Annotated in this window: 32 protein-coding genes and 1 riboswitch; of the genes, 15 read left to right on the forward strand and 17 right to left on the reverse strand. The window is 30.1% G+C overall.

The window, feature by feature from the left end; translation table 11 throughout:
• The 4 genes from AMN70_RS03850 to AMN70_RS03865 all read right to left on the reverse strand — a co-directional run bounded on the left by AMN70_RS03850 (position 1) and on the right by AMN70_RS03865 (position 3,362).
• Positions 1-906 carry a glycosyltransferase gene (locus AMN70_RS03850; RefSeq protein ID WP_075501937.1) on the reverse strand — a complete coding sequence of 302 codons (906 nt, stop codon included), beginning with the start codon at positions 904-906 and terminating at the stop codon, positions 1-3.
• A 26-nt stretch (positions 907-932) separates the two neighbouring features.
• Complete coding sequence (locus AMN70_RS03855; protein WP_075501938.1) at positions 933-1,844, reverse strand: homocysteine S-methyltransferase family protein; 912 nt, start codon at positions 1,842-1,844, stop codon at positions 933-935.
• Between the two features lie 6 nt (positions 1,845-1,850).
• Positions 1,851-1,914: riboswitch (SAM riboswitch) on the reverse strand.
• A gap of 59 nt (positions 1,915-1,973) precedes the next feature.
• Positions 1,974-2,579 (reverse strand): putative 2OG-Fe(II) oxygenase, encoded by a 606-nt coding sequence (locus AMN70_RS03860; protein WP_075501940.1) that lies wholly within the window; start codon positions 2,577-2,579, stop codon positions 1,974-1,976.
• A 36-nt stretch (positions 2,580-2,615) separates the two neighbouring features.
• Positions 2,616-3,362 (reverse strand): sulfite exporter TauE/SafE family protein, encoded by a 747-nt coding sequence (locus tag AMN70_RS03865; RefSeq protein ID WP_075501942.1) that lies wholly within the window; start codon positions 3,360-3,362, stop codon positions 2,616-2,618.
• Positions 3,363-3,373: 11 nt separating this feature from the next.
• On the opposite strand from AMN70_RS03865, the gene AMN70_RS03870 reads away from it, so the two are divergent.
• Both AMN70_RS03870 and AMN70_RS03875 read left to right on the forward strand, forming a co-directional pair.
• The gene (locus AMN70_RS03870) at positions 3,374-3,874 is read left to right on the forward strand and encodes a molybdenum cofactor synthesis domain-containing protein (protein ID WP_075501944.1); all 501 of its coding nucleotides are present in this window, start codon (positions 3,374-3,376) and stop codon (positions 3,872-3,874) included.
• A 5-nt stretch (positions 3,875-3,879) separates the two neighbouring features.
• Positions 3,880-4,596, forward strand: a complete 717-nt coding sequence (locus tag AMN70_RS03875) for a class I SAM-dependent methyltransferase (RefSeq protein ID WP_082255075.1) — start codon at positions 3,880-3,882, stop codon at positions 4,594-4,596.
• A gap of 1 nt (position 4,597) precedes the next feature.
• Here the strand turns inward: AMN70_RS03875 and AMN70_RS03880 are convergent, their stop codons facing one another.
• Complete coding sequence (locus AMN70_RS03880) at positions 4,598-4,843, reverse strand: DUF1244 domain-containing protein (protein ID WP_075501946.1); 246 nt, start codon at positions 4,841-4,843, stop codon at positions 4,598-4,600.
• A 24-nt stretch (positions 4,844-4,867) separates the two neighbouring features.
• Here AMN70_RS03880 and AMN70_RS03885 point away from each other — a divergent pair, with 24 nt between their 5' ends.
• From AMN70_RS03885 to AMN70_RS03915, 7 genes are all read left to right on the forward strand, one after another.
• Positions 4,868-5,446: an SRPBCC family protein gene (locus AMN70_RS03885; protein ID WP_075501948.1), complete on the forward strand. Its 579-nt coding sequence runs from the start codon at positions 4,868-4,870 to the stop codon at positions 5,444-5,446.
• Positions 5,447-5,573: 127 nt separating this feature from the next.
• Entirely contained in the window at positions 5,574-6,035 is a 462-nt protein-coding gene (locus AMN70_RS03890; protein WP_075501950.1) for a (2Fe-2S)-binding protein, read from the forward strand.
• 24 nt (positions 6,036-6,059) lie between these two features.
• Positions 6,060-8,438 (forward strand): xanthine dehydrogenase family protein molybdopterin-binding subunit, encoded by a 2,379-nt coding sequence (locus tag AMN70_RS03895; RefSeq protein WP_075501952.1) that lies wholly within the window; start codon positions 6,060-6,062, stop codon positions 8,436-8,438.
• A 9-nt stretch (positions 8,439-8,447) separates the two neighbouring features.
• A complete protein-coding gene (locus AMN70_RS03900) occupies positions 8,448-9,233 on the forward strand; it encodes an FAD binding domain-containing protein (protein WP_075501954.1) in 786 nt (261 codons plus the stop codon).
• Between the two features lie 21 nt (positions 9,234-9,254).
• Positions 9,255-9,584 (forward strand): XdhC family protein, encoded by a 330-nt coding sequence (locus tag AMN70_RS03905; protein WP_075501956.1) that lies wholly within the window; start codon positions 9,255-9,257, stop codon positions 9,582-9,584.
• Complete coding sequence (locus tag AMN70_RS03910; RefSeq protein WP_075501958.1) at positions 9,584-10,264, forward strand: XdhC family protein; 681 nt, start codon at positions 9,584-9,586, stop codon at positions 10,262-10,264. Before AMN70_RS03905 ends, AMN70_RS03910 begins: the two co-directional genes overlap by 1 nt.
• Positions 10,261-10,836 carry a nucleotidyltransferase family protein gene (locus AMN70_RS03915; RefSeq protein WP_075501960.1) on the forward strand — a complete coding sequence of 192 codons (576 nt, stop codon included), beginning with the start codon at positions 10,261-10,263 and terminating at the stop codon, positions 10,834-10,836. Before AMN70_RS03910 ends, AMN70_RS03915 begins: the two co-directional genes overlap by 4 nt.
• Here the strand turns inward: AMN70_RS03915 and AMN70_RS03920 are convergent.
• The 3 genes from AMN70_RS03920 to AMN70_RS03930 all read right to left on the reverse strand — a co-directional run bounded on the left by AMN70_RS03920 (position 10,819) and on the right by AMN70_RS03930 (position 12,765).
• Complete coding sequence (locus tag AMN70_RS03920) at positions 10,819-11,400, reverse strand: protein-methionine-sulfoxide reductase heme-binding subunit MsrQ (RefSeq protein ID WP_075501962.1); 582 nt, start codon at positions 11,398-11,400, stop codon at positions 10,819-10,821. The genes AMN70_RS03915 and AMN70_RS03920 overlap by 18 nt on opposite strands.
• A 6-nt stretch (positions 11,401-11,406) precedes the next feature.
• Positions 11,407-12,306: a protein-methionine-sulfoxide reductase catalytic subunit MsrP gene (gene msrP, locus AMN70_RS03925; RefSeq protein WP_075501964.1), complete on the reverse strand. Its 900-nt coding sequence runs from the start codon at positions 12,304-12,306 to the stop codon at positions 11,407-11,409.
• Positions 12,307-12,447: 141 nt separating this feature from the next.
• On the reverse strand, positions 12,448-12,765 hold the full coding sequence (locus AMN70_RS03930; protein ID WP_075501966.1) for a GYD domain-containing protein: 318 nt from the start codon (positions 12,763-12,765) through the stop codon (positions 12,448-12,450).
• Positions 12,766-12,867: 102 nt separating this feature from the next.
• On the opposite strand from AMN70_RS03930, the gene AMN70_RS03935 reads away from it, so the two are divergent.
• Genes AMN70_RS03935 through AMN70_RS03945 form a run of 3 tightly spaced genes read left to right on the forward strand, consistent with a single transcriptional unit; the run spans position 12,868 to position 15,617 of the window.
• Positions 12,868-14,310 (forward strand): NAD-dependent succinate-semialdehyde dehydrogenase, encoded by a 1,443-nt coding sequence (locus tag AMN70_RS03935; RefSeq protein ID WP_075501968.1) that lies wholly within the window; start codon positions 12,868-12,870, stop codon positions 14,308-14,310.
• Positions 14,311-14,321: 11 nt separating this feature from the next.
• Positions 14,322-15,029: a cytochrome c biogenesis CcdA family protein gene (locus AMN70_RS03940; protein WP_075501970.1), complete on the forward strand. Its 708-nt coding sequence runs from the start codon at positions 14,322-14,324 to the stop codon at positions 15,027-15,029.
• Between the two features lie 6 nt (positions 15,030-15,035).
• The gene (locus tag AMN70_RS03945) at positions 15,036-15,617 is read left to right on the forward strand and encodes an FMN-dependent NADH-azoreductase (RefSeq protein WP_075501972.1); all 582 of its coding nucleotides are present in this window, start codon (positions 15,036-15,038) and stop codon (positions 15,615-15,617) included.
• Here the strand turns inward: AMN70_RS03945 and AMN70_RS03950 are convergent.
• Positions 15,610-16,713 carry a TauD/TfdA family dioxygenase gene (locus AMN70_RS03950; RefSeq protein ID WP_075501974.1) on the reverse strand — a complete coding sequence of 368 codons (1,104 nt, stop codon included), beginning with the start codon at positions 16,711-16,713 and terminating at the stop codon, positions 15,610-15,612. The genes AMN70_RS03945 and AMN70_RS03950 overlap by 8 nt on opposite strands.
• 67 nt (positions 16,714-16,780) lie before the next feature.
• On the opposite strand from AMN70_RS03950, the gene AMN70_RS03955 reads away from it, so the two are divergent.
• On the forward strand, positions 16,781-17,587 hold the full coding sequence (locus tag AMN70_RS03955; protein ID WP_075501976.1) for an inositol monophosphatase family protein: 807 nt from the start codon (positions 16,781-16,783) through the stop codon (positions 17,585-17,587).
• On the opposite strand, the gene AMN70_RS03960 is transcribed toward AMN70_RS03955, so the two are convergent.
• The 7 genes from AMN70_RS03960 to epsC all read right to left on the reverse strand — a co-directional run bounded on the left by AMN70_RS03960 (position 17,580) and on the right by epsC (position 20,940).
• The gene (locus AMN70_RS03960; RefSeq protein WP_082255076.1) at positions 17,580-17,915 is read right to left on the reverse strand and encodes a DMT family transporter; all 336 of its coding nucleotides are present in this window, start codon (positions 17,913-17,915) and stop codon (positions 17,580-17,582) included. The genes AMN70_RS03955 and AMN70_RS03960 overlap by 8 nt on opposite strands.
• A 16-nt stretch (positions 17,916-17,931) precedes the next feature.
• On the reverse strand, positions 17,932-18,153 hold the full coding sequence (locus AMN70_RS03965) for a DUF2798 domain-containing protein (protein ID WP_075501978.1): 222 nt from the start codon (positions 18,151-18,153) through the stop codon (positions 17,932-17,934).
• Entirely contained in the window at positions 18,153-18,473 is a 321-nt protein-coding gene (locus AMN70_RS03970; protein WP_075502050.1) for a nuclear transport factor 2 family protein, read from the reverse strand. Before AMN70_RS03970 ends, AMN70_RS03965 begins: the two co-directional genes overlap by 1 nt.
• Before the next feature lie 16 nt (positions 18,474-18,489).
• Positions 18,490-18,906, reverse strand: coding sequence for a hypothetical protein (locus tag AMN70_RS03975; RefSeq protein ID WP_075501980.1), 417 nt, complete (start codon positions 18,904-18,906; stop codon positions 18,490-18,492).
• A 20-nt stretch (positions 18,907-18,926) separates the two neighbouring features.
• Positions 18,927-19,301, reverse strand: coding sequence for a hypothetical protein (locus tag AMN70_RS03980; RefSeq protein WP_075501982.1), 375 nt, complete (start codon positions 19,299-19,301; stop codon positions 18,927-18,929).
• Positions 19,302-19,369: 68 nt separating this feature from the next.
• Positions 19,370-20,371, reverse strand: a complete 1,002-nt coding sequence (locus tag AMN70_RS03985; RefSeq protein ID WP_075501984.1) for a cysteine synthase A — start codon at positions 20,369-20,371, stop codon at positions 19,370-19,372.
• On the reverse strand, positions 20,371-20,940 hold the full coding sequence (epsC, locus tag AMN70_RS03990) for a serine O-acetyltransferase EpsC (protein WP_075501986.1): 570 nt from the start codon (positions 20,938-20,940) through the stop codon (positions 20,371-20,373). Before epsC ends, AMN70_RS03985 begins: the two co-directional genes overlap by 1 nt.
• A gap of 82 nt (positions 20,941-21,022) precedes the next feature.
• Here epsC and AMN70_RS03995 point away from each other — a divergent pair, with 82 nt between their 5' ends.
• Both AMN70_RS03995 and AMN70_RS04000 read left to right on the forward strand, forming a co-directional pair.
• Positions 21,023-21,433: a VOC family protein gene (locus AMN70_RS03995; protein ID WP_075501988.1), complete on the forward strand. Its 411-nt coding sequence runs from the start codon at positions 21,023-21,025 to the stop codon at positions 21,431-21,433.
• Positions 21,434-21,445: 12 nt separating this feature from the next.
• Positions 21,446-22,054: a LysE/ArgO family amino acid transporter gene (locus tag AMN70_RS04000; RefSeq protein ID WP_075501989.1), complete on the forward strand. Its 609-nt coding sequence runs from the start codon at positions 21,446-21,448 to the stop codon at positions 22,052-22,054.
• On the opposite strand, the gene hisD is transcribed toward AMN70_RS04000, so the two are convergent.
• Positions 22,047-23,333 carry a histidinol dehydrogenase gene (gene hisD, locus AMN70_RS04005; protein WP_075501991.1) on the reverse strand — a complete coding sequence of 429 codons (1,287 nt, stop codon included), beginning with the start codon at positions 23,331-23,333 and terminating at the stop codon, positions 22,047-22,049. The genes AMN70_RS04000 and hisD overlap by 8 nt on opposite strands.
• Between the last annotated feature and the right edge of the window lie 45 nt (positions 23,334-23,378).

Genomic DNA, 23,378 nt, shown 5'->3' on the forward strand with positions numbered 1-23,378 from the left:
TTATTTTTTATCTCTAAAAAAAGAGGAACGTCCTAACATCCCATTTAAAATACCCAAAAATCTATAAAAATATTTTTCTTTATTTTCTTTTTGGAATGTTAAAAAATAATAATTAAATTTAAAAAACGACTTAATAAATTTACCTGACATTTTCAAAACAGCTTTTGAATAGCTATAATTTTTTTTATAAAAATAGAAACTCGACCACATCCAATGCCATTCTCTTATTCTATTCGCTCTACTTTTATTTTCTAAATTTTGACCTAAAGAGCTTTGAAATCCAAGATGATCTATCTTTAAATCTTTAGAGGTATAGATATTTTCTCCTTTTTTTATTATAGATTTACATAAATCAAACTCTTCAAAAAATAAAAAAAAGTTTTTATCGAAAATTTCTTTGTTTTCAAATTTATTAAGATTCATTAACATTGAACATCCCGTAACCCACTCAACTTTTTCTAATTTTTCAATTTTTTGATTTTTAAAAGTATTAACAAACATTTTATTTTTTTTGTTATCAAAAAAACCAGCAGGTAAAAATATTTTATCATTTAAATATTGGCAGCCAATAATCGTGAAATCTTTTGCATGTTCTAAAACTTTTGTAATATTTGAAAAAAAATTAACATCACAAGTAACATCAGGATTGAGAATTAAAGCATAATCAGTCTTTGTAGACTTTAATCCAAAATTATTTCCTTTACCATAACCCAGGTTTTCACCGGTACAATTAATATCTACATTTGGAAAATTTGATAGAATCTCATCTTTGTGCTCAAATGTGTGAGAATTTTCGATGATTTTAATTTTCACCCTTTTATCAATTGATTTTAGACAATTAATCAACAATTGTTTTTTAGTTAAGTAAGTAACTATTATAACTGTAATATTATCTAGGCTATACATTACAAATTTAAGTTATTTATTGCTTTTTATTTAGCAAGTTTAGATAATTCTTGTATATGAGCCGGCCTGGTTTCGCAACATCCTCCGAGAATAGTTGCTCCAGCTTCTTTAAATTTTTTAGCAAATTCTGACATTTTTTTTGGGGTTAAATCCTTACGCACACCCAAAAATTCATTAGGATTTCCAGTTTTACTTTTTTTATAAGCACCGGTGTAATTAGGTTTTGGATTTGTTTTTATAAAAGCATTAAGTTTAAATCCAAAAGGCACATTCAAACTTTTCAATTCGTCAATATTTAATTCATAATTTTCTGGAGAAATACAGGATAGAATGATTCCTAAAAGTTTTTCATTTTTAGTAACATTAATGATTTCTGAAATTTTTTCGCCACTTGGCAATCTTGTTCCTTCAGAAATATGAGCTCCTATTAAATATGGTTTATTAAACTTTTTAATACTACTAATAGCGATCTTAAATTCTTTGATACTGCTCAATACATCAAAATAAAAAAAATCTACGTAAGGATTCAAAAGCTCAGCTTGTAAACTGAAATTATCATTTATTTCTTCATCAGATCTCGGGTCAGCTTCATAAGTTAAAAATTGCGGAGGCAGTCCACCGGCTATTAAGATATGTGGATAAAGTTTTTTTGCTTTTAATGCAATTTCACCTGCTTTTTTATTTAGGTATTCAAATTTATCTTCAATATTGTTATCTCTTAATCGTATTTTTCTTGTAGTAAAAGTAGTAGTTACAATTACTTCTGCTCCTGCCCTGATAAAATCGATATGAGTATCCAATAATAGTTTGTGATATTTTTCTTGAAGTAAAGCATTAGCACTCCATAAGGTTCCATTAGGTTCCATGCCTCTTGCAAGTAATTCTTGTCCCATTCCTCCATCTAAAATTCTAGTTTGTTTGAAAAAATTTAAATCCATATATCCTCACTTTTTTAGTGCTTCTGCTTAATGCAAGGTGCACAATACAGTTCAAATACCTAACCGATTTATATGAAGATTCCATTTTAGCTGTTATGCCCGCAATAAGGATCAAATCGGCTTACTAATTTATATTTTGTTTTTTCGATTTGTAAAGATTATTTTTGCGTTAAATGAAAAAGATCTTCTTTCGCCATTAATGTTAAAAGGATAAACAGTATGCATTAAATAATTTGGAAAAATTATAACATTTCCAACTATTGGTTTTACATTATGTATGCTTTTGCTTAAAAAAGCTTTTTGTCCATTAATAAAATCAATTGTACCATTTGTTAAATCTTTTTTATTCTTAACTTTTTTGTTTGAAAAAATAAACTTAGGTATTTTTAAGTAACCTACTCCAGAAATATCTCCGTTGTGATAATGAATTGGATTGTATTCTCCTTTAAACTGTCTGACTACCCAAAAATTTAGTATCTTGATATCTTTTACATTTTTAACTTTTTCTTTAATCAAAAATTTTTTTATTATTTTTTTTAATTCTTTATCTATGTTTTTTTTTACAAAATCTCTAGAGAACAATAATTCATTTTTAATTTGACTTGCAAGTTTTGTTGAATAGTCTCTTTTCTTTGAGGTCGATTTTAGATCAAATTCATTATTTAATTTATTTATCAACTTCTTTGAAATTTTAGTTATACCTATAGTTGGACCGAAAGGTTTTATATTTTTCACGAGTTTTAAATATACCAATATAATTTTAATTCAACTTTAACTTAGAATTTTTGAACCAATTCTTATTGCCACAAAAATAACTAATCCTGAGGTAATTATTGTTAATAACTTATTAGACAAAAATTTTAGATTTAAAAAGTTGCCTATTTGACCACCTAACAAAACTACTAAAAATAATATCCAATAATCAAAAATATCATTTAAAATATTTTGCTTGGTAAACTGACCAAAAATTCCTGAAATAGAATTTATTAGTATAAATAGTGATGCTGTGGTTGCGATCTGTTTTGGATGTCCTGCTTTCAATAAAAAAAGGATAGGGCTTAAAAAAATCCCTCCTCCAATTCCAACAATACCAGATACTAACCCAAGTATAGATCCTATCAAAATTGAAAAAATTTTTGGTATGTCTCTCAATTTTAAACTGTCTTCTTTATATGAATTACTATTGATGAGCAGTAATACTCCAGCAATACTTAGAACAAAAAATAAAATGATTTCAAATATCTCTTTTTCTAAACTGATTGATCCTCCTATAAAAGAAAAAGGAACAGACCCAATTAAATATGGAATTAACAATTTATGATTTAGATTTCCAGCTTTGATGTAATTTATAGAATTTCCTGAAACAACGATAATGTTACAAAACAAAGCTATAACTGGAATAATATAATATGGAATATCCCATATGAGCAATAACGCTAAATAAGTTGACCCACCTCCAAAACCAACACTAGAGTATAAAATAGCTGTTACAAAAAATAAAAGAGATAGTATAAACATTTTAGAATTTTATGAGAGTAAACATAGCATTATTAACTGTTACAGACACTAGAACTTTTGAAAATGATAAATCTGGTTCAATTTTAAAAGAAAAAATAAGTGAAGCAAATCATAATTTAATTGATAGAAAAATTTGTAAAGATAATAAAAATGATATTATATCAATATTGGATGAGTGGACAAATCATAATGAAATTGATGTGATCATTACAACTGGAGGAACAGGTTTGACTGGTAGAGACATTACTCCAGAGGCTTTAAAGGAAATTGCAGACAAAGAAATACCTGGTTTTGGAGAAATGTTTAGATACGTGAGTATTAAATCTGTTGGCACATCTGCTATTCAATCAAGAGCGTGCGCAGTTTTAGCTAAAGGCAAATATATATTTGCTCTTCCAGGATCATCTGGTGGAGTAACAGATGCTTGGGAAGAAATATTGAAATATCAGTTAGATGTAAATCATAAACCTTGTAATTTTGTTGAGTTAATATCTAGATTAAAAGAAAAATAATCAAAATGTTTTTAATAAAATTTTTGCAAAAAAAAATTATTAGATTTTTAAATAGTGAGAAATTATTAAAAATTTTTTTTTATTATCATAAATTTTTCAATAACAAAGGTTTAAAGGATATTGGTTTTGATTTCACCTCTAAAAAAGATAGAAAATTTATAGTACAAGATATAATAAACAAACAAAAATTCAAAAAATATCTTGAAATAGGATGTTTTGATAATGAATTATTTGATGAAATAAAAATTGAAAACAAAACAGGAGTTGACCCAGTTTCTGGTGGAACTATCAGACTTACAAGTGATCAATTTTTTAAAAATAATAAAGAATTTTTTGATTGTGTTTTTATTGATGGTTTACACACTTATAATCAAGTTAAAAAAGATATTAAAAATTCTTTAGACTTTTTAAATGATAATGGAATTATTTTGTTACACGATTGTTTGCCTAATAATTTTTATGAACAGGCAACTCCAAGGTGTCAATGGACTTGGAATGGCGATGTATGGAAAGCAATTGTTGAATGTAGAACTGATAAACATTTAGATGTTTATACATGTTATGCAGATTTTGGGATTGGTGTAATACTAAAAAGACCCAATAAGAATTTATTAAATTATCATATCTCTGACTTTTCAAAATTGAAATTTGATGAGTATCACAAAGATCCTTATCATTTAATGAATATTATTGAATATGATGAATTAAAAAAAATTTTGTAGTTTATTTTTGATATTTTTCTTTCCATTCGGAGTAAGGCATACCATATACATGTTTTCTTGCTTCTAGGTCAGTAATTTGAACACCTTTCTTTTCCGCTTCTTCTCTATACCATTTTGATAAACAGTTTCTACAAAAGCCAGCTAGATTCATTAAATCAATATTCTGAACATCTTTCCTATCTCTAAGATGCTGAATTAACCTATCAAATGCAGCAGATTGTAATTCTTTTTTTGTTTTATCATCCATAAAATTTTTATATATAAATATAGTATGAAACTTTCAGGATCCTATCAAATTAAATTATCTAAACAAAAAGTTTGGGAAGCCTTAAATGATCCAGATATTTTAAAACAGGCAATTCCTGGGTGTGAGGAATTTACAAAAAACTCTGAAACAGAATTTACCGCTACAGCAACAAACAAGATTGGACCATTTAATGCAAGTTTTACTGGAGATATTGAACTTTCAGATCTCAATCCGCCAAATAGTTATAAAATTACTGGCTCAGGAAACTCACCAGTTGGTTTTGCATCAGGTGAAGCAAAAGTAAAATTAGAAGATTTTAATAACGGCACCAAGCTTATTTATGAAGTTGAGGCTAATGTAGGTGGAAAAATTGCACAAGTTGGATCTAGACTAATAGATATGACAGCAAAGAAAATGGCAGATATTTTTTTTGGAAAATTTTCAGAATTAATTTCAAATGACGACAGTTCATCTAGTGAACAGATATCTGAGAATAAAATTGATCAAACAACTGAAGCTCAACCTAAAAAACAAAATCAAAAAATTTTAATCTACGCTGGTGTTGCGGCAATCTTAGCAATTTTGGTTTATTCATTTATTTAAAAACATAGAAAATACAGAGAAATTAAAATCTTTATTTCTACTTGAAGTAGAAATGTTACAAAATTAGTAATTGCTTATCAAAATAACTTGTGGTGTACTTAATGTCTATTCAGGAAGGAGACACTTGATGACAAAAGTAACACTAGAAGTAAATGGTAAAAAGGTCAGCAAAGAGGTTCCAGACCATACACTTTTATCAGTTTTTTTAAGAGATAATTTAAATTTAACAGGCACACACGTTGGCTGCGATACTAGCCAGTGTGGAGCATGCGTTGTACATGTTAATGGTAAATCAATAAAAAGTTGTTCTACATTAGCAACAGATGTTGAAGGATCTAAAGTAACAACCATTGAAGGCCTAGCTAAAAATGGAAAACTTCATCCAATGCAAGCAGCATTCAAAAAAACTCATGGATTACAATGTGGATATTGTACACCAGGCATGGTCATGAGTGCAGTTGATCTTTTACAGACAAAGAAAAATCCGAGTGATCAAGAAATTAGAGAATGGTTAGAGGGTAATATCTGTAGATGTACAGGTTACCAAAACATAGTCGCTGCAGTTAAAGAAGCTGCAACAAAAATGTAAACAATACAGAAGGAGAATAAAAAAATGGCAAGTTTAGTTGGATCAAGAGTTGAAAGAAAAGAAGATACAAGATTTTTACAAGGAAAAGGAAGATATACAGCAGACATAAATATAGCAAACCAAACATATGCCGTGTTTGTAAGATCTCCGCATGCAAGGGCAAAAATTAAGAGCGTAGATACTTCAAAAGCATTAAAGTCATCAGGTGTTGTTGGAGTTCTAACAGGTAAAGAAATAGCTGAAGATAAAATTGGTGGTTTAATTGCTGGTTGGGCAATCAGAAGTGAAGATGGTTCTGAGATGAAAGTTCCAGCTAACCCTCCATTGGCGAAAGATATAGCTAACTTTGTAGGCGAACCTGTAGCAGTTGTTTTTGCAGAAACTTTAGATGAAGCAAAAGAAGGTGCGGAAAAAGTAAAAGTTGATTACAAAGTTTTAAAAGCTGTAGTAGACCCAGCTGAAGCAATGAAGAGTGATGCTATTCATGATGGTGTAGATAAAAATCTTTGTTACGACTGGTTGCTTGGTGATAGAAAAGCTGTTGATGAGGCTTTTGCTAAAGCTGATAAAATTATTAAAGTTGATTTAATCAATAATAGATTAGTTCCTAATGCAATGGAGCCTAGAGCATGTGTGGTAGACTATAATACAGCTTCGGAAGAAATCACTTTATATACAACAAGTCAAAACCCTCACCTATCAAGATTAGTTATGTCAGCGTTCGGAGGTGTTGCACCAGAAAACAAATTAAGAGTTGTTGCTCCAGATGTGGGTGGTGGATTTGGATCTAAAATTAATGTTTACAATGAAGAAATAGTTTGTAGTTGGGCTTCAAAAAAAATTGAAAGACCAATTAAATGGGTTGCGGAGAGAACAGAATCTTTCTTAACGGATACTCATGGAAGAGATCATGTTACTCATGCAGAACTTGCTGTAACTAATGATGGTAAGTTTTTAGGTTTCAAAAATGAAACAATTGCAAATTTAGGAGCCTACGCAAGAGTATTTGGAACAGTTACTCCAACATATTTATTCGGGCCTTGCGCAACAGGTGTTTACGTAATTCCTGCTGCATATTCTAATGTTAAAGCTGTGTATACTAACACAGCACCAGTTGATGCTTATAGAGGAGCTGGAAGACCAGAAGCAACTTATACAATTGAAAGATTAGTTGAAAAAGCTGCATTGGAATTAGGTATGGATAAAACTGAAATAAGAATGAAAAATTTTCCAACTCAGTTTCCATTTAAACAAACATTAGTTCATACAGTTGATTCTGGTGACTACGTTGCTGGACTAGAAAAAGCAAAACAAATGGCAGATTATTCTGGCTTTGAAGCTAGAAGAAAACAATCTGAAGCAAATGGAAAATTAAGAGGAATAGGTGTTTCATCTTATTTTGAAGCTTGTGGTATTGCACCATCAGCTGCTGTAATGTCTTTAGGATGCGGAGTTGGTCTTTGGGAATCTGCTGAGGTAAGATTTAATCCAACAGGTCAAATTTCAGTATTCACTGGAGCACATAGTCACGGACAAAGTCACGATACCACTTTTGCACAAATAGCTGCAGATGAGTTGGGTGTGCCAATGGAAAATATTGATGTAGTTCATGGTGATACTGATAAAGGAACATTTGGGATGGGTACTTACGGTTCCAGATCATTAACTGTTGGTGGTATTGCAATCGTTAATGCTTGTAAGAAGATTGTTGCTAAAGGCAAAAGAGTTGCAGCTAAAATGCTTGAAGTTAATGAAGATGAAATTGAATTCAAGGATGGAGAGTTTGTAGCTCTAAAATCTAATAAGAAAAAAACAATTGGTGAGGTTGCTTTTGCTTGTTATTTACCAGGTCAAAGAGATGAAATGAAATCACCAATTCCAGAAGGTGATGAACCAGGTTTAATTGAGTCTTCATTTTTTGATCCTGCAAACTTCTCATTTCCAGCAGGTTCACATATTTGTGAAGTAGAAATTGATCCTGATACTGGAAATGTAAAAGTTGAAAAATATACTGCAGTTGATGATTTTGGAAGAATTGTAAACCCAATGATTGTTGAAGGACAAGTTCATGGGGGGATTGCCCAAGGTATAGGTCAAGCTTTACACGAAAATACTCAGTATGATGAAACAGGTCAGTTAATGACAGCTTCATATATGGATTATACAATGCCAAGAGCAGATAATTTTCCAGAGTTTAATTTAGGTTTCACTTGTACTCATGCAACATCTAACCCACTTGGAGTTAAAGGTTGTGGAGAAGCAGGTGCTATCGCTTCACCACCAACAGTGATGAATGCAGTAATAGATGCATTAGGTGGTCAAGAAATTTCAATGCCAGCTACAGCTGAGAAAGTTTGGAAGGCTTGTAAAACAATGAAAAAATCTAACGCTAAAGCAGCATAGGAGGAACACATGAAATCATTTAATTATCACGCACCAAAAGATGTTAAAGATGCTACTAAACTAGCTTCCTCTAGTTCAGCTTTTTTAGCTGGAGGAATGACAACTATTCCTTCAATGAAGTTAGGATTAGCAAGTTACAAAGATGTTATTGATATCAAAAATATTAAAAAACTATCAGGCATCAAAGTTAGTGGAAAAACTGTAACTATAGGTGCGACTACAAAACATGCAGAGGTTGCAGCATCTAAAGATGTTAAAAAGGCTATTCCGGCTTTAGCAAAATTAGCTGGTAATATTGGTGATGCTCAAGTTAGGAACAGAGGAACTATTGGTGGATCTATTTCGAACAATGATCCTTCAGCTTGTTATCCTTCAGCTTGTATGGCGCTGAACGCAGTTATTCATACAAGTAAAAGAAAGATAGATGCAGATAAGTTTTTTACAGGAATGTTTGAAACAGCATTAAAAAGTGGAGAACTTGTAGAGGCTGTAGAGTTTGAAATCCCAGAAAAGGCAGACTATCAAAAACATCCAAATCCTGCATCTAGATATGCGATTATCGGTGTTTTTTTAGCGAAACATAAAAAAGATGTAAATGTTGCTGTAACAGGTGCAAAATCTTGTGTTTATATTGATAAAGATTTGTCAAAAAAATTAAGCTCTAACTTTTCAGTATCTGCAATTGAAGGCATGGAAGTAAAATCTTCAGGAATGAATTCGGATATGCATGCTTCTGCAGAGTACAGAGCTAATTTAGTTTCACTTTACACAAAAAAAGCTGTTGAAGCTTGTTAGTTAAGTTTTATATTTTATCAAATGAAAAACTCATTTGATGAAAAAATCTTAGAAGAAGCTCACGATTGGGTAGTAGCCAATCAGAAAGTCGTCCTAGCGACTGTAATCCAAACCTGGGGATCCTCTCCAAGACAAGTTGGTAGTAGAATGATTGTAAATGAAAAGGGTGACTTTTCTGGTTCTGTTTCAGGTGGATGTGTAGAGTCAGCAGTTGTAAGAGAATGTATTGGTTTAATTAAAGAAAATAAACCATATAAAAAAATAGAGTTTAAAGTTTCAAATGAGAGTGCTTGGGAAGTTGGACTTGCTTGTGGTGGCGAAATAGCTGTCTATTTAGAACAAGTTAATTAATGAAATTACAAACATTAAAATCTATTATTGAAAAAAAGAAAAATAAATCTGAATTTGCAATAATTACAAATCTTACTACGGGAGAAAGTGAGATTTTTGAGAAAGATAAACCATTAAGTAAAGAAATGGAGACTTACACAAATCAAATAAACAAATTATTTAAATCAAAAAAAAATGGGATTATTGAAAATACAGAAATATTTGTTGAAACATATGTACTACCTATAAAAGTTATTGTAGTTGGAGCAGTTCATATAGCTCAATATTTAGTAGACTTTGCAAGGAGCTTAAATTTTGAAATTTCTATAATAGATCCAAGAGGATATTTTGCATCGGAACAGAGATTTCCTGATATGAAAATAATCAATAAATGGCCAGATGAAGCTTTTAAAGAAATTGAAACTAACGAGAATACTGCATTAATTGCTTTAACACATGATCCAAAAATTGACGATCCAGCATTACAACATGCGTTAAAAAAAAATTTTTATTACATAGGTGCTCTTGGAAGTAAAAAAACTCATGAAAATAGATGTCAAAGATTAAAAGAGGCTGGATTTGATAATGATCAAATTGATTCAATCCATGGTCCAATTGGAATTAAATTAGGTGGTAGATCTGCGCCTGAAATAGCTTTATCAATAATTGCTCAATTAGTTTCAGAAACATATAAAAAGTGATTAAGGCGATTTTATTAGCAGCCGGTCAATCAAAGCGATTAAAATCTGAAAATAAATTAATCAAATTATATAAAAGAAAACATTTAATAAATCATTCACTACAAGCATTACACAAAAGTAAAGTGAATAAAGTTATAATAGTTCTTGGTCATCAAAAGAATAAGGTAAAAAAAATAGTTAAAAAAAATAAAAAAAATATTTTTATTTATAATAAAGGTTTTAAAAAAGGTATGGCTTCCTCAATTAAAAAGGGTTTAAAAAAAGTAAATAAAACTGATAAAGGTTTTATTGTTGTTCAATCTGATATGCCATTTATAAAATCATCAGATTTAAATAAAATCTGTAGATCAATTAAATCTCAAAAATTCTTAGTTCATGCTCTTATATATAAAAAAAAAATAGGGAACCCGATCGGTTTTGATATATCAATTGTAAAAAAGTTTAAGAGAATGCAAGGAGATGTTGGAGCAAAATTTATGGTTAAAAGATTAAAAGATCAAACTAAATTTATTAATGTAAATAGTCTGAGGTCTTTTAAAGATTTTGATAAAGAATCAGACTTTAGAACTTAATCTGCTAAAGTTGATTCTCAAAAGTAAAAGAATTATTAAGATAATCAAAAAAATCAATGGTTTAAAAAAAATAGTTTTAGATAACCAAATAAAATGCAATACACCAAAAATTGAGATTACATAGATGAGTCTATGCAATTTTTTCCAATTTTGTTTCAGAAGTCTTGCTATTTTATCTGATGAAGTGATTGCTAGAGGTATCAATAAAAGCCAAGCAGAAAAACCAACAAATACAAATTTCTTTTTTAATACATCATTAATCAATGGTTTGAAATCAAATCTATAATCAAGACCAACATAACTTAACATATGAATTGAAGCATAAAAAAAAGCAAATAATCCAAGCATTCTTCTAAATTTTATCCACTCGAAAGATTTTGTAATTTTTCTGAGAGGAGTCATAGACAAAGTTAAAAGAATAAAGATCAAGGTCCATTCTCCAAAATGGTTAATAATTCTATCAACTGGTTCTGGACCCAGTTGATTATATAATATTTGATAGGTAATTATATAAATTGGCCAAAGTGATAATACAAAAACAGCAGGCTTGAAATATTTTTTCAATTTATTCTAGTAATTTTTTTTTAAGTCCATACCACTGTAAAGATGTGCAACTTCATCTCCATAGCCATTGAACATTAATGTTTTAATTCTTGGGGCTAAAATACTCTCTCCAATTACTCTCTCAGTTGCTTGAGACCATCTTGGATGATCAACCTCAGGATTTACATTTGAATAAAAACCATATTCCCTTGGTGAAGCATTTTTCCATGCAGTATTAGGCATATTCTTAGTAAGTTTTATTTTTACAATCGCTTTTGCGCTTTTAAATCCATACTTCCACGGAATAAATATTCTTAGAGGTGCTCCATTTTGATTTGGTAGAGGCTTACCATATAAACCTGTCACTACTGTTGTCAGTGGGTGCATCGCCTCATCAATTCTAAGACCTTCTATATAAGGCCAGTTTAAAACAGGATATCTTTGACCTACCATCTCTTCTGGATTGTAAACTGTCTCGAATTCAACAAACTTGGCACTCGGTTTTATCTGAACTTTTTTAAGTAATTTATTCAATGAAAAACCTAACCATGGAATTACCATTGACCAACCTTCAACACATCTTAGTTTTAAAATTCTCTCCTCAGATTTAATGGCCAAAATTTCTTCAATTGGGAGTTCTAATGATTTCTCTACTTCTCCTTCAATTTTTATACTCCAAGGCCTTGTATTAAAATTTTTTGCTCTTCTGTGAGGATCTCCTTTGCCAGTACCAAATTCATAATAATTATTATATGTTGTAACATCTTTATAACTTGTGAGTTCATTTGAATTACTAGCATTACTACTAATTAGAGGAAATGAGCTAAAAGTAAGCGTGCCTAATCCAAAACTTAAAGATTTAATAAAAGATCTCCTTTTTAAGTAAATTTTTTCTGGGGTCACTTCAGAATATTTAAATTTTTTCATCAAAATGAAATTTATACTAAATGAAATATTAAAAAATAGATATTTGCAATTGATACCTATATTGCGACAGTTTGATTAAGCCAATATATAAGAAAATGAAAAAGTTTAACTTCCAGTAAAAACTGGAAGTTAAAATAAGTTTTATTGACCTGGAGCTTTATAACCAATTTTACTAGCCTTTGTAGTAGCTTTTGTGAAATCGATTGCCTCTAGCATTGTTAAATTCTTAACTGCTCCTGAGGCTTCTACTACTAATTTTATGGCAGCAAAATCATCAAAGCTAGGTACTTCTGAAACTACTATAAAGTCATAAGAACCTCTTACTATGTCCATACTATGCATAGTGCCACCCATTGCTTTAGTAAGTTGTTCTACGACAGCTTTTCTATCACTCGCAGGATCTTTAAGAAATCCTTGGAAAGCTTTATCTGTATAGTTTCCCATAATATATGCTTTCATAATTACCCCTTTTTTTTTTATTTATTCTACTAGTGATACATAAATGTTGATATGTTTTATTTGCATGGTAGACACAACCACAAGTAATGCTAAATTACCAATATGTACGAAAAATTTGGACAATTCATAAACGGTAAGTGGCAACAATCCTCAGATAAAGGTACTTATGAAGTCATAAATCCTGCAAATGAAGAAATTTTAGGACATGCTTCTAAAGCAACTTCTCAAGATGTAGATGAAGCTTTGCAATCAGCCTCTAGAGGATTAGAAGTTTGGAAAAAAACTCCACCTTGGCAGAGGTCATATATTATAAGAAAAATTGCTGATAAAATGAGAGAGAAACAAGATGTGTTAGCAAAATGGATGACACTTGAAGTTGGAAAACCTTTAGCAGAAGCAAAAGGGGAAATAAATGGAGCAGCAGACATTTTTGAATGGAACGCTGAGGAGACCAAAAGAATTTATGGCCAGACTGTAGAAAGTAGATTTGAGGATACTAGAGTTCATGTTTACTACCAACCGGTTGGAGTAGTTGCAGCATTATCTCCATGGAATTTTCCAGCAGTTTTATCTGCAAGAAAAATTTCTACAGCATTAGCAGCAGCTTGTTCTGTAATTATAAAACCTGATGTAATAACTCCGGGCGTTGTAATGGAAATGGTAGACATATGTAGAGAATGTGGAGTGCCTCCTGGCGTAGTCAATCTTCTATCTGGAGATCCTCCAAGTATTGCCCAACAACTTATTGCATCTGATATTGTAAAAAAAATTTCGATAACAGGTTCATCTAGAGTTGGAAAATTAATTTTAAAACAAGCAGCTGATAAAGTTCAAAGAGTAACTATGGAGTTAAGTGGTCATTCACCTTTTATAGTTTTTGATGATGCTGATATAAAAAAAGCCACTGATATGGCAATAGCTGCAAAATTCAGAAATAATGGACAAGTATGCATATCTCCAAATAGATTTTATATTCAAGAAAGTAAAAAGGAAGAGTTTGTAAGTTTATTTGTTGAAAAAACCAAGAAACTTAAGATAGGAGATGGAATGGACCCATCTGTACAACTTGGTCCATTAACTACAAAAAAAAGATTGAATGAAGTTGAGGAATTAGTTGAGACTACAAAAAAAGAAGGTGCAAAGGTACTTTTAGGAGGAAAAAGACCAAAAGGATTTAATAAAGGTTTTTATTACGAACCAACAATATTTGATGATGTAAAAGATGATTTTACTATAATGAAAGTAGAACCATTTGGTCCATTAGTGCCAATGTTATCGTTTAAAACTTTTGATGAAGTAATAGAAAGAGCAAATAATCATGAACTTGGACTTTCAAGTTATATTTGTACAAACTCAATGGATAAAGCTCATAAAGCCTCTGAATTAATGGAAACAGGAACAGTTGCAGTAAATACTCCTTTAGTTGCAATTGCAGAAGCTCCTTTTGGAGGGATTAAGCAGGCGGGTTATGGAAGAGAGGGTGGATCAATGGCCATCAAAGATTATTTGAATGTTAAATACACTCACCTAGGCTTAAAAGGATAAATTTAAAGTTAATGATTGAGTTAGTTATTGCGTTAGGAGCAGGTTTAATAAGTTTTTTATCTCCATGTGTATTACCTTTAATACCAGGATATATTTCATATATTTCAGGAAGTTCTTTAAATGAAATAATTGAAAAAAAAAATATAAATTTAATTCCAATAATTTTGTTTACTATTGGATTTTCAATAGTCTTTATAATTTTTGGTGCTGCATCAACTTTTTTAGGTCAAATGTTACTACAAAATTCAAATGAATTTAGAGTAGTTGCTGGATTAGTGATAATTATTTTTTCTTTACACATAATTGGTATCGTAAATATAAAATTTTTAAATTATGAAAAAAGAATTAATACAAATATAAAATCCAACTTTTTAAGTCCAATTGCCATAGGTATGGCTTTTGCATTTGGATGGACCCCTTGTATTGGTCCAATTTTAGGATCAATTTTGGTTTTAGCAGCAACAGAGGAAAGTTTAAGTAAGGGTATATTGTTATTATCTTTCTATTCTATAGGATTAGCTATACCATTTATTTTATCTGGATATTTAATCCAAAAGTTTTTAATTTTTTCAAAAAATTTTAGAAAAAATATAAATTTAGTATCAAAAACAGGTGGAATTATCTTGTTAATAACTGGAGTTTTAATAATAACTAATCAATTACAAATATTAGGGTATTATTTACAGGATATTTTTCCTTTTTTAGAGAATATTGGATAATTAATTATGAAAATTTATCAAATAGATTCAAGTGCTAGAAAAGAAGGATCAACCTCAAGAGCTTTAGCAAAAAAATTGTTAAATAAAATAAAAAAACCTGAGGATGAGGTAATTTATAGAGATCTTAATGATGAGATGGTTTTTGTAACTGGATTAACAGAATCAGGAATGAATATTGAGGAAAAGGATCAAAATGAAAATCATAAAAAAATGTTTGAACTTTCGAATCAATTAGTAAGAGAGCTTAAAGAGAGTGATGTAATTATCATTTCAGCACCAATATATAATTACGGTCCTCCAGCCACTCTTAAAGCATGGTCTGACCTTGCGGCTAGAGTTGGAGAAACTTTTAAATTTAAACCTAATGGAAGAAGAGAAGGTTTGTTAAAAAATAAAAAAGCTTATCTTGTGATTACTTCTGGAGGCACAAAATTAAACAGTAAGGAGGATTTTTTAACTCCTTGGTTAAAATTTATACTCAATTTTTTTGGCATTGAAGAAGTCATAGTAATTAGTGCTGACCAAATGGCACTAGATTACGATAAATCAATTAGAGAAGCAGAAAAACAAATTGATAAAGTTATTTAATATTAAATTTTCTTTTTAAATGTTTTAATCTACCTTCGGTACTATCATAATCAATATAACAGCCCTGTAAAAATCTCTCACCTTCATTGGCATCATAGGAAGTTCTTCCATGAAGTAAACGATGGTTATCCATCATTAATAAATCACCAGGCATTAATTTAAATTCTATTCTGTATTTTTTTGAATTATAAAGCTCTGAAATCTTATTTCTTGCCTCATAGTATAAATCTAATTTTTCTTTATCCATTAAGGGGACAAAGTCTAATCTTGGACTAAATCTCACTTGTTTAAAGTTTCCATTGTCATCTAACTTAATCATTTCAGACCAATCTTCTAAAACTATACTTTGATCAATAAATTGAAATCTTACTTTTATTTGTGTTAAAATTTTATAATAATTTGGATAATCATTTTTGAGTTTTTCAGTAACAGTATAACCATCTACTAAAGTTGAATAACCACCACTTACTTGATTTTCTATGCAGTGTAATATTTGAATGCAAGGAACAGGATTTCTGTAGGGGTTATCGGTATGAGGTGCTAATGGCAGAGAAGTGTAAGCTAAGTCATTTGGGTTAGGCTTTGATTTAACATTAAAAAATTCTCCAAAGTTTGTTCTTCGAACACTTCCAATAGAATTTGCAAAATTGATTATAAAATTATTTTTTGTTGGAACCTTTTTAAATATAACAAAACCATATTTATAAAAATTTACTAAAGCATTATACATTTCTTGTTGTTCATAAAAATTTTCTTTAAATTCAAAATTGTTTAAACTTTTTAAGGACGAGTCCCATTCAATTTTATCAATGAATTTAATCTCATTAAAATTTGAAAATTCTTTCAAAATATTCTGAATTGTTAACTTTGTAAAAGCCCCATCATTAAATGTTATTTCCAGATAATCATTTGACAAATTCAATTTATTAATTCTTATTTTTTCTTTGATTTTTGTTGGGTCAAACAACCTTTGTTGTGTCTTTTTATCCAAATATTTTTCACCATTAACTCTTTCCCTTAACCAAAATGGGTGTATCTCCTTTTTTTTTGATCCATTATTTAAATAAACTTTATTTTGGATTAGCTCTATTTTCATAAATATAAACTAAGGATTATTTAAAATTTAACTTTAATCAATAGAAATTAAATAGTAAGAGATCATTGTGAATAATTTTAATAGAAAAAGATACGCTATTTATGCTCAATTTTTAAATAAATTAGCTTCAGATTTGACTAAGTTATATTACTTAAAATTAAATAAACCTTTTAAGGTATCAAATAAACTAAAAGGAAAAGGCTATGATCCTGTAACAACGGCAGATAAAGCCTTTGAAAAATTTATTAGATCCAAGATTAAAAAAAGATTTCCAAAACACCAAATTATTGGTGAGGAATACGGTTTAAAGGTAAATAAAAGTGATTTTACTTGGGTAATAGATCCTATTGATGGAACTAGATCTTTTGTAATTGGTAATCCAACTTGGAGTAATTTAATTTCTTTAAATTTTAAAGGATTGCCTATTTTAGGTTTAGCAAATTTTCCTGCCCTTAAAAAATACTACTTAAACACCTCTGAAAAAACAGCCTATGTGTTTGAAAATAGAAAAAAGAGAAAACTTATAGTTAATAAAAAAGCTAAATATAATAACGTAAAAGTTTCAGCTGCTTTTCATGGCTCATTATCATTAACTAAGCAAAAAAAAATTCCAAAAATTTTAAAATTAATGCAATTTCCTTGCACTGATGCTTTGAGTTATTCTCATCTCGCTGAAGGTAAATTAGATATAGTCATTCAGACATCAAATAAAATATGGGATATTCATCCATTAATCCCAATAATTGAAGCTGCTGGAGGAATTATTTCAACTTGGGATAATAAGAGTCCAGTTAAAGCTGGGAATATATTGGTATCTTCTAATAAAACTTTGCATAATAAATTTATTAAATTATTAAAACCAGTCGTTAAGTAGTTTTACCAATAAGATTTACAATTAAAACACCTGCAATAATTAAAATAAGTCCTATGACAGTGAAAAGATCTGGTGTTTGATTAAATTTGTATATTCCAACAATTGTTGTAGCTATTATACATAAACCTGCAAAAGATGCGTAAGTTATACCAACAGGAATAGTTTTCATAACAATTGATAATGTAAACATACAACCAACTATTGTTATCGCTGTTAACAAGCTCGGTATTAGTAGTGTAAAACCATTCGCACCTTTGGCAAATCCATTTGCAGCGGTACCTAAAATAACCGCAAGTATAAGAACAATGTATGCAATTATATTACTCACTAATTTAAGAATATTCTTATTCGGTAATTTTATCCACCAATTTCTTTATTGGTGGACCAAGAACAAGTGCAGCAATTATTGCTATAGGTAAACTTACAGACCATGCTTTAAAAAATCTATTGATATATTCGTTATCCATTCCTGTGTTTATATAAGTAATTATAAGTGTCATTAGCAAACTCATGCCAAAACCCATAATCAAAATAAATATGAAATCAAAATATTTTTTTGGAAACATTATTTAGACATTGGAGTAGCACCGGTTTCTAAGCTAGTAATCTTTCCATCTTTATATCTATAAACTGCCATTACAGCTTCCACATTTCCATCTTTGAAAGTTACTATAGAATGATGTACACCAACTTCATCATTCTCATAAACAATGCGAGCTTTATCTTGATTTATATCACCACTCATTGCCCATTTGATTACATCAGCTTTTCCAAGAGAATTTCCAGATTTATGCATTGTGAACTTAAAATCATCATGCAAAAGTTCATTCATAGTTTTTTCGTCTTTATTATCTATTGCATCTGTATATTTTTTTAATATCGACATCATTTACCTCTTTTAATTAAATATAAATTTTATCAGCTAGACCGTAACATAACACAGCACTTAAAATAGTTAGAGCTAACGGCGCATATATCCCTTCATCAGAAGTTTTGTCTGTATGACCAAGCTTATTAATTTTTGTATTATAAAAACCAACTATAAAAGCTGATAAGTTCTGTAAGAATATAAGATTAAAGAATCCCCAAGTTGCTTCTAAACCATTAGGTCTTATAAAACCAACATAGATAGCCATAACTACAGAGCCAAAAAATATTGATCCAAAAAATCTAACCATCCCTGCGCCAGTGTCATCAATACCATACTGATCTAAGAAAGATTTTGTTTGAAAAACACATCTAAATCCATAGTAAGCAAATCCTATAAAATGAATTATAAAAACTGCTAAATAAAATATTCCATTAAATTTTTCTATCATGACGTCTCCTATCTTATTTTTTAATATAAAGTTTGAACTACTTTTTTAACTCTTTCAGCTCCATTAGGGATTGAATTAGCTATAAATGAATGACAATCTTCAGTTTTTGCTTTGTCGTACTTAGAACCATAATATTTATCTACAGCTTTGTTTACGCCCTCATCCCACTCTTTTTCTGAAATACCAACTTCAAGCGCATAAGACTTCATTACTTTTACTGATGCCATTGATTTTTCTTTCATACTGTATTCAAACTCTTCACCTGAAGGTAAAAAATAATTTGCCATATAAATACCACTGCATTCCCAAGCTTTTGATTTATCATCGTTACTCATCCCTGCATGAGCAAGATTAAAGATTAAGAAAGAAAAAATTATTAAAATATACTTTTTCATATAACCTCAACGATAATTAATATTATTATAAAAATGTAACTGTTTTGTTACATGGCTGGTATGCGTTATTATAACCAGCCAGGTATAGGTAGGTTTTTTTCCTTTAAAAATGTTTTATTAAACATCTTTGAGTTGTATTTATCTGATTTATCACAAAGGATTGTTACGATTGTTTTACCTGGACCAAGTTCTTTTCCAAGTCTAATTGCCCCTGCAATATTAACTCCACAACTTGTTCCTAAACTCAAACCTTCATTTTGAATTAAGTCATAAAGAACAGGTAAAGACTCTTGATCACTTATTGAAAAAGCTCCATCAATTTTAGCCTCTGCAAAATTTTTAGTGATTCTACTTGATCCAATACCTTCCGTGATCGATCCACCTTCTGCTTTTAACTCTCCATTAACTATATGATTATATAGAGCTGAGCCAGTTGGATCTGACAGAAAAATTTTGATATCTTTATTTTTCTCTTTTAAGAATTTACTTACACCACCTATAGTTCCACCAGTTCCTGATGCGCAAACAAATCCATCAACTTTACCATCTGTTTGTTCCCATATCTCAGGACCAGTAGTTTCATAATGTCCTTTAGCATTAGCAGTATTATCAAATTGATTGGCCCAAACTACACCATTGTTATTTGTACTTTTTAGTTCATCAGCAAGTCTACCTGCAACCTTAACGTAATTACCATTATCTTTATATGGTTTGGGTGGAACTAATCTTAAATCTGCACCAATATTTCTTAAAGTGTCTTTCTTTTCCTGTGTTTGATTGTCATTCATTACAATTATTGTTTTATAACCTAATGAGTTTCCAAGGAGACATAATCCTATTCCAGTATTTCCTGCAGTTCCTTCGACTACAATCCCACCTTCAGATATTAGTTTCTTTTCCTGTGCGTCTTTAATTAAAGCTAGTGCAGCTCTATCTTTTACTGAGCCACCTGGATTTAGATATTCAGCTTTACCATAAATGTTACACCCAGTAATTTCTGATGCTGCTTTTAGTTTTATTAAAGGGGTATTTCCAATTGAGTCGATAAAATTATTTTTTGTATTTTTCATTATTCTTTATCTTCATCTGTAACAGCATAAGGTTTAAATCCTTTTGTAGCATCACCGACTCTTCTAGCGGGAATACCAGCCATAACTGATTTTTCTGGCACATTTTTTGTTACAACTGAGTTTGATCCAATTAATGAATTTTTCCCAATTATAATTGGTCCTAATATTTGAGCTCCAGAACCAACAACTACATTATCTTCCAAAGTCGGGTGTCTTTTCATATTTCTTTGATCATTTGAATTAATGCTAGGAGCAATTCCTCCCAATGTAACATTATGATAAATTGTAACATTATTTCCAATCTCAGACGTTTCACCGATAACAACTCCCATACCATGGTCAATGAATAAATTTTTTCCTATTTTTGCTCTCGGGTGAATTTCTATTCCTGTTAAAAATCTTGAAAATTGTGAAATGATTCTTGCAACTAAATCAAATTTTGCGATAGCAAAAAAATTTGCAATCTTATAAAAAAAAATGGCCTTAACACCTGGATAAGTTAAGATTAAACTTAACTTGGATTTTGCCGCAGGGTCTCGGTCAATTATAGATTGTAAAAAATCATTCATTTTTTTTGAATTTTCTAACAGTTGATAAAAAAAAGTATATACTCTATATAGTATCCATATAGGTAATTTAAAGAGGGTTAAAATGTATAAAAATACAAACTGTTTCCACTTAGCTATTCCATGTGGAGATTTAGAAACAGCAAAGAAATTTTATAGTGAGACACTTGGCTGTCGATTAGATAATTCTGCTCAAGAGTGGGCAGACGTTGATTTTTGGGGAAATGAATTAACACTTCATGCAAGTGAGCATAAACTAGATAACGAAAGACATGATGTTGATATGGGAAATGTTTCTGTTCCTCATTTTGGAGTTCATTTATCAAGAAAAGATTTTGATGCTCTTAAAAGGAGATTAAAGGATAAAGGTGCTAAATATTATGACGAGCCTTACTTAAGATTTAAAGGCACAAAGTATGAGCAAGAAACTTTTTTTGTTAAAGATCCTAACGAAAATATTTTAGAAATTAAGACATTAACTGCTAACGCAGAATAGTTAAAGTTTTGGATGGAATACCTAGTAGTAGGTTTCTTTACTGGGCTTAGTCTAATTTTAGCAATTGGAGCACAAAACGTCTTTGTAATAGAGCAGGGATTAAAAAAACAACACATCTTTCTTGTTTGTCTTGTTTGTTCAATATCAGATTTAATCTTAATATTTTTAGGAATATTTCTTTTTCATTATTTTATTCAATACTTTAATCCAACAATTGAGTTATTATTTAACATTCTTTTAATAATTTTCTTGATTCACTTTATTTATACAAAAATTAAGTCTTTTAATTTAAAAGTTAATTTTAATAATGAGGTTCCAGATATTTCAAAAATTAATATCTTTTTAAAAACTCTTGGCTTTACATATCTAAATCCACATGTTTATTCAGATACTGTATTTTTCTTGGGCAATTTTTCAAAAAACTTTATTATAAATCAAAAGATATTATTTGGGGTAGGGGCATCCATTGCATCTTTTGTTTTCTTTTTTGTCATTGGTTATTTATCTAAATATTTGTCTCAATATGCTCAGAGCGAAAAAGTTTGGAAAATTATAAATATATTCATTATTAGTTTTATGAGTTTACTTACAATATTTGTTATTTTGGAAACGATTAATTAGAGTATCCGTATTTTCTTAATCTAACATCACCAGTTCTTGCATGTGCTTCCATGCCTTCATATCTAGATATTCTAGCTGCAGCAGCACCGACAAGTTCTGTAGATTCTTTAGTCATTCTTTGGAAACTCAAAGTTTTAATAAACTTACCTACAAATAAACCCCCAGTATATCTTCCAGCACCTTTGGTAGGTAGAATATGATTTGTTCCTGAGCACTTATCTCCATATGCTACTGTTGTCTCTTCACCTACAAATAAAGATCCATAATTAGTTAATTTTTCGTGGAACCATTTTAAATTTTCTGTTTGAACTTCTAGATGTTCAGGAGCGTACTCATCACTGATTTTAACCATTTCTTCATCGGTATCGCAAAGAATTACTTCACCATAATCTTTCCATGCAGCATCGGCATTTTTTCTTGGTACCTCAGGAAGTTCTGCAATTAATTCTGGAACTCTTTTCATTACTTTTTCTGCAAGTTCTTTACTAGTTGTATATAGCCAACAAGGTGAATTGTATCCATGTTCAGCCTGACCCACTAAATCAACTGCAACAATTTCTGGATCTGCTTTTGCATCTGCGATAATTCCAATTTCTGTTGGACCGGCAAATAAATCTATACCAACTTTACCGTACAAAATTCTTTTAGCTTCAGCTACAAACTGGTTTCCAGGTCCAACTATAATATCTGCTGGTGGGTTTTTAAATAATCCATTAGTCATTGCCGCAATAGCGGGAACACCACCTAAATTTAAAATTATATCTGCACCACATAGATCAGCTGTATAAACAATAGTAGGGTGGGCTCCAATACCTTCTTTCGGCGGACTGCAGGCTATGATATTTTTTACTCCCGCAACTTTAGCGGTAGTAACACTCATTACTGCTGATGCAATGTGAGCATATCTACCACCAGGTATATAGCAACCGGCTGTATTTACCGGAACTAATTTTTGACCTGCATAAAGACCATCTGAAAGCTCTACTTCAAAGTCTTGACCATAATTTTTTAATTGTGCTTCAGCAAATTTTCTAACTCTATCAAATGAAAATTGAATATCATCTTTAGTTTTTTGATCTAAATTTTTTTTAATTTGTTCAATTTTTTCCTTTGAAACAACAATCTCACCATCATATTTGTCAAACTTTTTTGTCAAGTCGATGCAGCCTTTTTCTTTAGTTGTTTCAAGGTCTTTTAATAATTCCTGCACTATACCTGTGGTTTTATGGTCATCAGTTGATGAAGTTTTTGGAGATTTTTTTAAATATTTTATTGCCATTAATTATTTTCTTTTGATTAGTTGCCGATGTATTTAAAGTATAAG

Origin of the sequence: Candidatus Pelagibacter communis (assembly GCF_001179925.1) — a bacterium.
GTDB classification, from domain to species: Bacteria; Pseudomonadota; Alphaproteobacteria; order Pelagibacterales; family Pelagibacteraceae; genus Pelagibacter; species Pelagibacter ubique_E.